We start from the raw sequence: 10,962 nt of genomic DNA, 5'->3' as shown, positions 1-10,962 counted from the left end.
TCCAAAACTACATCCAATTTTGGAATAATACTCGTATCTTTACCAAATTAGGCAACCAATCCCCAGTCCAATACCGGAAATCGGTTGCCTAATCGGAAGCAAAATGACTTTTTAGAATCTGCTTTTATTTGACTGTCTCAAAAAATAGTTGCAGTTCCTAACCGTGATGTTTTTTAACTTTATTTCTCAAATTTCTGCCTAAAATAACGAATAAATTCCCTTACAACTGGTGATGTTTCACGTTCCCGACGCCAGACTAGTACACATTTAGTTTGCACTGCTGGTTCAAACGGAACAAATTTAGTTTTCCCCGCATATGTGGGAGCACCTTCAATTGCAACAGCAGCACCCACTTGACGTTCGACCAAAGAAATAATGTTGAAACTCAAATTAAAATTCCCAATAATATTCATGTCACTAATTGATTTATGCGACCATTTTTCTAATAAATCTTGAACCTCTGATCTGCCAGAAATTAATAGTGGCATCCCAACTAAATCTTTCGGTTGTACCACTTTACTGTCAGCCAGAAATGATTCTTTGGATACTAGCAAGCCCCATCGTTCAACTTTAGGAAGTATTATTTTATGATACTTATCCGTGTCGATTGGCTCCAACAGAATCGCCAAATCTAGTAATCCCTTGTCTAACCGATCAACTATTTCATCGCTTGTGCCAGTGTAAATACTGAACGTCACTTCTGGATAATCCGCAATAAACTCTTCCAGCATTAACGACATTGTGTCTGAATTATCAGCCTCAATGCAGCCAATCGAGATATGCCCACTAAAAAGTTGACGTTTCTGCGCAATAAATTCCTCTTCAGTTTGGTCAGCTAGTTCCAAAATTTCAGCAGCCCGACTTTTTAAAAACAGCCCTGCCTGAGTTAAATTTAAATGGTTCTTATTACGAGTAAATAATTCAGTTTCAAGTTGTGTTTCTAACGCCTTCAGTTGGCGACTTAAAGTCGGTTGCGTAATATGCAATACTTCGGCTGCTTTAGAGACACTACCTTCTTCAGCAATTGTTACGAAATACCTTAATAACCTAATTTCCATTAGAACCCCCCGACCAGTGCAATTAATAAATGCCTATTTTTCGTCAATCCTTGTCATCTTAACTGGATCAACCCACTGATCAAACTGATCTGCGGAAACCATACCAGAATTAATGGCTGCCTCTCGCAACGTCATGCCATCTTTTTGCGCCTGCTGCGCAATTTTGGCACTGTCATGGTAACCAATATGGGGCGACAAGGCCGTCACCGTCATCAGTGAGCAATCAACAAGTTCTTGCATGCGTTCCTCATTGACGGTTATTCCAGCAACCATCAAATCAGTGAAGGCAATGATAGTTCCAGTCAATAGTTTAGCAGATTCGAGAAATGTACTAATCAAAACTGGCTTGTATACATTCATTTCAAAGTTGCCTTGACTGGCAGCCATTGAGATCGTCACATCATTTCCAATTACTTTTACCGCTGCCATTGTCACAGCTTCCGCCTGCGTTGGATTAACTTTTCCAGGCATAATTGAAGAACCTGGTTCATTAGCTGGAATGTTTAGTTCTCCATATCCAGCTCGGGGACCGCTGGCCAAAAATCGAATATCATTTGCAATTTTCATTAAATCACTAGCTAAAGTCTTCAATGCTCCGTGAACAATGTTTAATCCTGAGTGCGCGGCTAAACCATAAAATTTATTAGTGTCAGCAGTAAAATCAATTCCATAAAGTACACTCATGGCGTGAGCAATCGCTTCTGCAAAATGAGGAGAAGTATTTAGTCCAGTTCCCACTGCAGTGCCGCCAATTGCCAGTTCATTTAAGGTGCTAGCTAATTTCTTGAGATAGCCTAAGTCGTGCTCCAACATACTTTTCCATCCACTAATTTCTTGACCAAAAGTCAATGGAGTCGCATCTTGTAGATGAGTTCTACCAATTTTGACCACTCGCCAATACTGATCTTGTTTCTCAGCCAATTTATTAATCAATCGTGAAACTACCTGTTCCAGTTCACCAACCGAAACTGCTGCGGTGATATTCATTGCCGTGGGAAAAATATCATTGGAGCTTTGGCCATGATTAACATCATCGTTGGGTAAAATTTCAACCGTATTATCAAGCTTGGCAGCCATATTGGCCACAACTTCATTAACATTCATATTGGTTTGAGTACCAGAGCCCGTTTGATAAATGACAAGTGGGAAACTTTTTCTCAATTCAGCATCGTCTAATTTTAATAAATGGTCTACCGCTGCAATAATCAAATTAGACTTAACAAGCGTAATTTCGTTTTCATTAGCAACTGCGGCCGCTTTCTTTAATTGTAACAATACTTTAATTAGTTCTAACGGCATTTTAGCACCGGTCTTAAAATTTTGTAGACTTCTCTGTGTTTGAGGGCCCCAGAGCGCATCTGCTGGGATTTTAACTGGTCCTAATGTATCTTCCTCCGTGCGATAATTTTGCAAGGTCTTGACCTCCAATTATTAATTACCTCACAAGCATAAAAGATTAACTCAATTTATGCAATAAAACCCCGACTTATTCTTGAGTCTAGCTCTCAAAGATTAAGTTTAATCTTAATTTCTTGGATCGCTGCTTTGATTGGTTCAATGCGTCCAGTCATTTTGGTCATGATCATCGTACTTTCAAGTAGCTTAACTGCATTGTTTGCCTGCGAATTACTGTTATCCTTGCCAATTCCTGTGTGCAGTTCACTTATTTTCGTCGATAACAACAGCACCCAAGTACTAGTAAATTTATCAATCTGAACTGCAAAATCATGATTTACATTATAAAGTTCGTACAAAATATTACTGATCGAGTATGAAAACTTAGCACCTTTTTGTTGGTGTAAATCAATAATCCAATCAAACATCGCGCTAATTGCTTGTTCGCCCGTTTTCTTTGCTAATATATTTTGATTTAGTTCCTGGTCCCAATAATTCGTTATTTGTGAAATAACAGCAAGTGCAACCTCTTTTTTTGAATCAAAATAGTTTTCAAGTTCTTTTTTATCAACATCGGCCCGTTGCCTGATTTTACTCATGGTAACGGTAGAATAACCGTCTTGATAGATCAATTCCCGCGCTGCATTAATAATGTTTACCTCATTAGCCTGTTGCATAAGTTTAATCTCCTCAATATTATGTCATTTAAACGTTATAAACGTATGAATGAGTTTAGCAAACATCTCAATTTGATTGTAGTTAAAACACTTGTGAACAAAAAATAATGAGAAAAATACTAAGGATTAAACACCAATCGTTGATCACTTTTTTGATTCCACTTACTTGCAACTTCTGCCAGCGGAAAGGCGCCAACTGCTACATTGAAGTTTCCCTGACTAATTAGCTGTGCAAGTTTAGGTAACTCACTTAGATATATCCTAGGTGAAATTGATCCCTGACCACTGCCAATCATTTTTAAATTAACCGATCTTAATGCTGCCGATGGTAATGCCATTTCAGCACCAGCCATACTACCAATCTCAATCCATGTGATTTCTTGACTGTGATCAGCTCTGGCGGGTAATAACGTCGTCAACACTTTTTTTGCTGCATCCCCCCAAAGATAATCAAGTACAATATCAACATCCGCCACTGATTTAATTGCTTGGCTTAACTCTTTTTCGTCATCTAACAGTGAGATCGTCTTTTCTGCCCCTAAACTAGCTAGTTTAGCTCGATTGCGGCCAATTGCCACAACACTTTTTGCCCCCAAATAGTGACTAATTTCAACTGCCAATCTACCAGAATTACCAGTGGCTCCTAATACCAATACCTTTTTACCACTAATATTACCAGCTAACCGATCCTGAATTGCCATCCACGAAGACATAGCCGGATTCATCGAAGCCGCTACTTCATTAACATCAACCCCTGCCGATAGTGGAATAACTCTTCGACGATCAACCACAGTATATTCAGCTAACGCTCCATAAACTGGATCAGATGTAACAAAATAAACTAATTTACCATCTTTCAACTGTCCAACTCCATCCAACCCAGGAATCAATGGTAAATTACCGTCACTTGTATAGTGAGATCCATTTGCCTGTGATTGAACGCGATGATTTACGCTACTTGCCAACACCTTAATTAATACACTTTTTTCAGTGACTTGAGGGGTCTCAAAATCTTTAAATTGTGGTACCTGATTAAACGAATTTACTACTGCTGCTTTCATTACTAAAACCTCTTTTTAAATTTTGACTTGAATATTAATTACCGGTAATACATAATTAGTATACTCAGTTTATTTCATAACACAATAGATTACCGGTAATTAATTTTGGAGGGATTTTAATATGGCTAGTCAAACAGCGGAGTTACTTGAGGCTATTCGTAATGCTCAAAAGCAACATGAGGAGTTTAAAACCGATTTTTGGCAATTTGCCGTTAATAACTTATCCAATGAGATTCCTGCAGAAGTGGTTCGTCAATTTAAATCTTTAAAAATGACCCACTCAGAAATGCAAATTTTAAGCAAACTAGCTGGATTTCATATACCGCTGACACCTTATAAAACTTTGCAAGCAGAAGTTTCCTTTTCACAAGGCATGTTTTCTCGCTACATTAATCGCCTTAATCGGGCTAATTTAATCATTAAAACTAAGCAAGCAGATAATAAAAAAGAGGTTTACTTATCAATCACAACCATTGGTCAGTATGTGGCAAAGCTACACACACGTATGCACCAGTTGGAACAACAAAATAATGAACAAGCACTTGCTAATTTTTCACCCGATGAAATTCAAACTGCTATTAAAATCATTAATAGTTTAAACACTGCTCCTAAATAGAGCTTATTGCTAAATTTTTAATTCTGAGAGTGGTAAATTTAACTTAATTATCGAATTCAAAGTTTGGAGGAATCCATTTTGAAACAAGAATCATTATTCAAAGATGAGAACAAACAAAATAGTCCACTTGCTAACCGGGTCCGACCACAGACACTTGATGAATTTACAGGCCAGGATCATCTCCTAGCAAAGGGTCAAGTTTTGCGTGAAATAATTGATCAGGATCAACTACCGTCAATTATTTTTTGGGGTCCTCCAGGCGTTGGTAAAACTACCTTAGCCCGTATTATTGCTAATAAAACAAAGGCTCATTTTATTACATTTAGTGCGGTGACCAGTGGGATTAAAGATATTCGTAAAATTATGGATGAAGCTGAAGAAAATCGTGAACTGGGAGAAAAAACAATTGTTTTTGTCGATGAAATTCACCGTTTCAATAAAGCCCAGCAAGATGCCTTCTTACCATACGTTGAAAAAGGCAGTATCACTTTGATTGGGGCCACCACAGAGAATCCATCGTTTGAAATTAATTCTGCCCTTCTCTCACGATGTAAAGTATTTGTTTTGAAGTCTTTAGATGTACCAGCTATTGTCGAACTTTTACATCATGCAATCAATCATCCAAACGGCTTTCCCAAACTAACTATCAACATCGATGATGAATCGCTGAAATTAATCGCTGAATTTGCTAACGGTGATGCTCGCGTTGCTCTAAATACACTTGAAATGGTTGTCCTAAATGCTGCTCATAATCGAAACGTAGTTACAATTGAGCAAGAAAATCTTAACCAGTTAATCAATACTAAATCATTGCGCTATGATAAAAATGGTGAAGAACATTACAACATCATTTCTGCACTACATAAATCGATGCGCAATAGCGATGTTGACGCCGCGATTTACTGGATGTCCCGGATGTTGGATGGTGGCGAAGATCCCCTTTATATCGCTAGGCGGCTTGTTCGGTTTGCCAGTGAGGATATTGGCGTTGCGGACACAAAAGCGCTTGAACTAACGATTAACGTTTTCCAAGCATGCCAATTTCTTGGAATGCCTGAATGTGACGTTCATCTGACTGAAGCAGTAATTTATTTATCCTTAGCACCAAAGTCAAACTCCGTTTATAAAGCGCGGTTAAATGCAAAAAAAGACGTTAAAAAAACTGGTAACGAACCTGTACCGCTTCAAATCAGGAATGCTCCAACTAAACTGATGAACGAACTGGGTTATGGTAAGGATTATCAGTACGCTCATTCTACTGAAGATAAGCTCACATCAATGAAAACAATGCCACCCGAGCTTGACGATCACCAGTACTATTTTCCTAGTGAACAAGGTAATGAACAACGCTTTAAACAACGCCTCGAGTACATCAAAAATTGGCATGCTCAACACGATCAATAATCTGATATAATCAGAAGCAAAATAAAATGAATTGAGGTAACACGATGGCTTACAAAGTAGATTTTAAGGATGTTTCCACCATTGGACTTGAAAGTTCACCAGTTGCAGATGCTCTAGCTGGTTTACGAGCCAACGAAGCACGCTATTATTGGAACAAATACAAACATGAATTTATCACTGTCCCTGCTAGTGAAGATCCCACCACGTTAAAATGGATTGAAACCATTTTGCTAGAAAAAGATATGCATTTCCCTTATAAAGCACTTGAAGTAACTTCGTTTGAAGTGGATGAAACCCGAATGGCCTATGTATTTTACGAAAATGGGCTCTCAGTTAACGTGATGTACAGTTTAGCAGAAGATGGCAAACGGGCGGTTGGTTTCAAGCTTTCGGATGGCATGGATATTCCAGTTGAATTTGAAGGTAAGTTTAAATTTGCCCGACAGCGTTCAAAACTAGCGGGGACAATCCGCGGATCCTTTTTCGTTATTAAGGGAACGTATTAATAACGAAAATAAATCACGTTAAGACTACTAATTATATAAAAAATGGATTGCAAACATTAAGTCTGCAATCCATTTTTTATTCAATCATACTTTAATCAAGCAAAGTCGTATTTTTTACTGCGTCAATCGTTTTCGTACCGGCTAGTTGCATCGTGATCGATAATTCCATATTTATATGGTCAAATACAGATTTAACACCTTCAGCCCCACCCAGATTTAAACCATAAATTACGGGTCGACCGATGGCAACTAAATCCGCACCACTAGCAAGCGCCTTAAATACGTGTTCACCCCGGCGAACACCACTGTCAAAAATAATTGGTACTCGTTTAGCAACTGTTTTGGCAACCGCTGGTAAAACATCAAACGAAGCTGGACCACCATCCAATTGACGGCCACCATGATTAGACACCCAAATTGCGTCTGCTCCAGCTAGAATTGAAGCTTCAGCATCTTCTGCTGCTTGAATTCCTTTCACAATAACCGGTAAATTAGTCCATTGCTTTACCCTTTGAATATCTTCTAACACTAGTCCTTGCTTAGCAGCCGCATAAATTTCAGCAATTCCTTTGCCTTTACCATCACCACTACCTGTTTTATCACTGTAAGCTGCCAGATTAGGCATTGGCAATGGAAATTGAAAATCGTTGAGAACGTCAGCTTCACGATAGCCACCAAGGGTTGAATCAGCTGTTAAAATAATTGCTTTGGCACCAGCCTTAACAGCCTTATCTAAAATAAACTTATTAAAACCATCGTCTTTACTCATATAAAGCTGGAAAAACTGAGGAGCATTAGGTGCAGCAGCTGCTGCATCTTCAATTTTAGTATTTGCATACGTACTAATTGAAAAAATCGAACCTGCAGCAGCAACTCCTTTAGCAGTGTCAACCTCTCCTTTTTCATGGGCTAGCCCTTGAGCAGCCGATGGTGCTTCAATCACTGGAGTATCCAAATCAATACCAAAAATACTGGTGTGCAAGTTAGCATTATCAATACCCTTCAAGATATGAGGCAAAATCTTCTTATGCTTAAACGCCTCTGTATTTTGCTGCATGGTCCATTCATCTTCCGCACCACCGCGAATATAGCCAAATGCTCCAGCTTCCATTCTTGGTTTAACTTGTGATTCTAACGAAGCTAAGTTAACAACCTTAAGCTTTCTTTCATCATTACTTGCTTGATAACTCATTATTAAAGCCCTCTTTCATTAAGATACGAATAAATAATAGTTCACTTACAAAAAGTAAGCAAGTGATTTTACTCGATTTTGGTATTATTTTTTTTACACATTTTATAAATACCAAAAACTGCCACTAGAATCCATGACACAAGCGACAAAATCAGTAAATACGTAAAAGTAACTGGTTGTCTAAAACGCATCACAACTGTGTTTTTGCCAACCTGCTGATTAACAATTAGAGCCCCAATATTGGTTCGTCGAATATTTTTATGCTTTAGCTGATTTCCATTTAGTTTAATATATGATTCTTTGTAGACAATCAAAGGTAATTGTCGCTTACCTTTCTGATCAGCGTTCCATGTTAGCTTTATTCTTCCACCCTGCAAAACTTGATGGTTAAACTTGTTTTGTTGCTTGATAACTTGATTTTCGTAGGCCTTGGTGCGCTTAAAGTTCTCCTTTGCTGCCTTAGGAGGAACGGGAAGATAATCTGGATGTCGTTTTTCGACAAATCGAAAGACCTTCCCAGGATGACTGGACTCCAACGCTCCGCGAACTTTATGTGGACTATCGGTTCGAAGAGTGATTCCTTTCCAACTATTTAACACAGTAGATGACTTAAATGTCATAGAACGATCAACCATATTAAAGAAATTAGGAACAGTACAAAATACAATAGCAATAGTTGCCAAGCTGACTACAAGGCCAGTTCTAGGGCGATAGTGAACAATCACTTGTGACAGTGTTATCGCCAGTCCACAAAGCAACAGTGGATAAGCCATAATAGTCAACCGCGCGGGAAATTGGAGTGTATTCTCTAATATAGGAATCTGACGTTGGAGTAATCGCCATGGAAAAAGCTCAGATGATAAGACTAAAAAAACAGTCCCAACAATCGTCACAACTCGATTAGTTAGACCAGCATTGCGGTTAAACAACACGTATATAATTTGAATTGTAAACAATATCAGGCAAACAATCCCTAACTGTGAGCGACCATTATTTAATTCCATTACCTGTAACGCATTATTAGCCAAATTAAACTGTGCTGGTTTAGCAATTTGATTAGTCGCAAAAATGGTTAAGAAACTACCCCAAATATTGGCAGTCAACATTACGGTAAGCAACATAGACAATCCTAAATCACGCCATACTCGTATTTTTTTATCTGCCCGTAACCATCCAACGATAAAAAAAGGAATCAATACCGTAATAAAAATAATACTGCTTAAAATATGAGTTTGGATGATAATGGCCATAATTAATGCTAGTGGAATTATTTTAATTGGTCGTTGCCGATTTTGAATCATGTGAATTGCGCAAATTAAAACATATGGTGCCAATGCTGCACCCCATGCATTAAAATTCTGTGCTAATCCCCATCTGGGTAACCAACCAATACTCATAAATAACAACGACACAAAGAGTGCATTTTTATTTGAAGAATGCGCATATCGCGCTAACAAGTACATTCCGCTTCCACCAAGCACATAAATACATAACGTGGTCACAATTTCAAAGTTATACCAGGTTCGTACTAGAATTAATAAAATTCCTCCCAAATACGAAAAGTACGGCCCATATAGCCCGTTGATAATGCGTCCACTTTGCTGAAAGCCATAGCTAGTTTGAAAGTAACTAAAATTAAGATTTTGAATTTGTTTAGCACTATCATAAATTCGATTAAAATGAAACATTGCATCAGATCCGACAATCGTGCTATGTAACACAATTTGGGGCATTAGAATTAATATGGCCATTAACAATATCAATACGTAAGGTATTATCTTTCTTAATCGATAATTGTTAATAAAAGATCTTAAATTGGAAATCATATTAGCATCCTTTAATTTAAAAATATTAAGTGGAACCATTGACTATCACTATTTGAAAGTATCAAAAATATTTAATAATAACAATCAGTATGGTTTAGGAAATTAACTTCAAACAAAAAAGGCCCCGCAAAATCGCAGAACATTTTTTTGCTGTCTATTCGTTTTCGTCGTCTCCGCCAAAATAATCTAGCACTCGCTCAAAGAACAAAAAAGAATCCATCAAAACTAAAGCTAGCATCATTCGGCCAAATCCAACTGAATACCACCCAACTAATCGGCTAATCAAATTGTATCCTATCAACATCATAAACAGGACAATGTCAGCCCGTACAAGATCGCCTAACCAAATATGATTTTTAATATATTGATAGGAGCTTTTGCAATCATCAGTTACGTGTTCTAAAAAACTAGTCATTATCAATTACCACCTTTGTTCCTTCTGGGATTGTGTCGTACATCCACTTTGAATCAGGAAGTGACAATCTGACACATCCATGTGAAACTGCACTTTTTCCTAATTTATCTGCTTGAGATTTAATTATATGATTTGCCTGATCAGTTGGAACTGAGTGGAATAAGTAAATTCCATGATCTTTCCAAGAAACCCAATTTCTGGCACCTTCACCACTTTCAGCGTTGTAAAAGAAAGTCCCACGTTCGGCCTGAATATGATATGTACCAGTTGGTGTAGCATTACTACCACCGCTCCCAGTTGAGGCATACATTTTATATAACTGGCGCTGTCCGTCCATGATATAGACTCGCTGAGTTTTCAGTGACACTCGCACCCACGCATTTGGATGACTAGTCCAGTCTGGATATGGCTTTGATTCAGACGATTTACGCCAATCAATTTGTTCTACTACGGGCTTTTCTTTTTTCACTTGCACCGTTTGTTTTACGCGACGATCATTTTTATTTTGTGCTCTTGAATTAACCGTCCCTAGGATAACCGTGTAAATAATTGTCAACACAAAAAAGACAAACACGACTCGCAACATATGCTTCAAACTACTATTCAAAGTTCCCCCACCTAACCCACTACTAAAAACCTATCATAACCATTATAGAAACTATCCATAAATTTTACAATGTAAGATTCAGTAAAGCTTTTATAACGCTATTTTTCGTTAATTGATGTATAAACCAGGTAACTTGTTTCTATTACTACTTTCATATTATTATTTTGGTTAGGATTAATTAGAACCATAAAAAAACCACTCCACT

At 37.8% G+C, this 10,962-nt stretch carries 12 protein-coding genes; 4 read left to right on the top strand and 8 right to left on the bottom strand.

Annotation, left to right across the window (positions count from 1 at the left end):
- Positions 1–92: IS3 family transposase (locus FFM51_RS08965; RefSeq protein ID WP_137597773.1), on the top strand; the 92-nt coding region annotated here is incomplete at its 5' end.
- 87 nt (positions 93–179) lie between these two features.
- On the opposite strand, the gene FFM51_RS06195 is transcribed toward FFM51_RS08965, so the two are convergent.
- The 4 genes from FFM51_RS06195 to FFM51_RS06180 all read right to left on the bottom strand — a co-directional run bounded on the left by FFM51_RS06195 (position 180) and on the right by FFM51_RS06180 (position 4,191).
- Entirely contained in the window at positions 180–1,058 is an 879-nt protein-coding gene (locus FFM51_RS06195) for a LysR family transcriptional regulator (protein ID WP_137597772.1), read from the bottom strand.
- Positions 1,059–1,091: 33 nt separating this feature from the next.
- Positions 1,092–2,471 (bottom strand): class II fumarate hydratase, encoded by a 1,380-nt coding sequence (locus tag FFM51_RS06190; RefSeq protein WP_137597771.1) that lies wholly within the window; start codon positions 2,469–2,471, stop codon positions 1,092–1,094.
- Between the two features lie 92 nt (positions 2,472–2,563).
- Positions 2,564–3,130: a TetR/AcrR family transcriptional regulator gene (locus tag FFM51_RS06185; protein WP_137597770.1), complete on the bottom strand. Its 567-nt coding sequence runs from the start codon at positions 3,128–3,130 to the stop codon at positions 2,564–2,566.
- Between the two features lie 119 nt (positions 3,131–3,249).
- On the bottom strand, positions 3,250–4,191 hold the full coding sequence (locus FFM51_RS06180) for a quinone oxidoreductase family protein (RefSeq protein WP_137597769.1): 942 nt from the start codon (positions 4,189–4,191) through the stop codon (positions 3,250–3,252).
- Positions 4,192–4,312: 121 nt separating this feature from the next.
- Between FFM51_RS06180 and FFM51_RS06175 the strand changes: the two genes are divergently transcribed.
- The 3 genes from FFM51_RS06175 (at position 4,313) to FFM51_RS06165 (ending at position 6,717) form a co-directional block, all read left to right on the top strand.
- The gene (locus FFM51_RS06175) at positions 4,313–4,807 is read left to right on the top strand and encodes a MarR family winged helix-turn-helix transcriptional regulator (RefSeq protein WP_137597768.1); all 495 of its coding nucleotides are present in this window, start codon (positions 4,313–4,315) and stop codon (positions 4,805–4,807) included.
- Positions 4,808–4,885: 78 nt separating this feature from the next.
- A complete protein-coding gene (locus FFM51_RS06170; RefSeq protein ID WP_137597767.1) occupies positions 4,886–6,211 on the top strand; it encodes a replication-associated recombination protein A in 1,326 nt (441 codons plus the stop codon).
- Positions 6,212–6,255: 44 nt separating this feature from the next.
- On the top strand, positions 6,256–6,717 hold the full coding sequence (locus FFM51_RS06165) for a phage tail protein (RefSeq protein ID WP_137597766.1): 462 nt from the start codon (positions 6,256–6,258) through the stop codon (positions 6,715–6,717).
- 91 nt (positions 6,718–6,808) lie between these two features.
- Here FFM51_RS06165 and FFM51_RS06160 read toward each other — a convergent pair whose 3' ends face one another.
- From FFM51_RS06160 to FFM51_RS06145, 4 genes are all read right to left on the bottom strand, one after another.
- The gene (locus tag FFM51_RS06160; RefSeq protein WP_137597765.1) at positions 6,809–7,909 is read right to left on the bottom strand and encodes a lactate oxidase; all 1,101 of its coding nucleotides are present in this window, start codon (positions 7,907–7,909) and stop codon (positions 6,809–6,811) included.
- 68 nt (positions 7,910–7,977) lie between these two features.
- Positions 7,978–9,660, bottom strand: a complete 1,683-nt coding sequence (locus tag FFM51_RS06155; RefSeq protein ID WP_137597764.1) for a 6-pyruvoyl-tetrahydropterin synthase-related protein — start codon at positions 9,658–9,660, stop codon at positions 7,978–7,980.
- Positions 9,661–9,889: 229 nt separating this feature from the next.
- Positions 9,890–10,150 (bottom strand): hypothetical protein, encoded by a 261-nt coding sequence (locus tag FFM51_RS06150; protein WP_137597763.1) that lies wholly within the window; start codon positions 10,148–10,150, stop codon positions 9,890–9,892.
- The gene (locus tag FFM51_RS06145; RefSeq protein ID WP_223875903.1) at positions 10,143–10,757 is read right to left on the bottom strand and encodes a L,D-transpeptidase; all 615 of its coding nucleotides are present in this window, start codon (positions 10,755–10,757) and stop codon (positions 10,143–10,145) included. Before FFM51_RS06145 ends, FFM51_RS06150 begins: the two co-directional genes overlap by 8 nt.
- Positions 10,758–10,962: the final 205 nt, after the last annotated feature.

The organism is Paucilactobacillus kaifaensis (assembly GCF_005405145.1).
Classification (GTDB): domain Bacteria; phylum Bacillota; class Bacilli; order Lactobacillales; family Lactobacillaceae; genus Paucilactobacillus; species Paucilactobacillus kaifaensis.
Note: the sequence above shows the minus strand (reverse complement) of the source record. Positions and strands in the feature narration are given on the sequence as shown.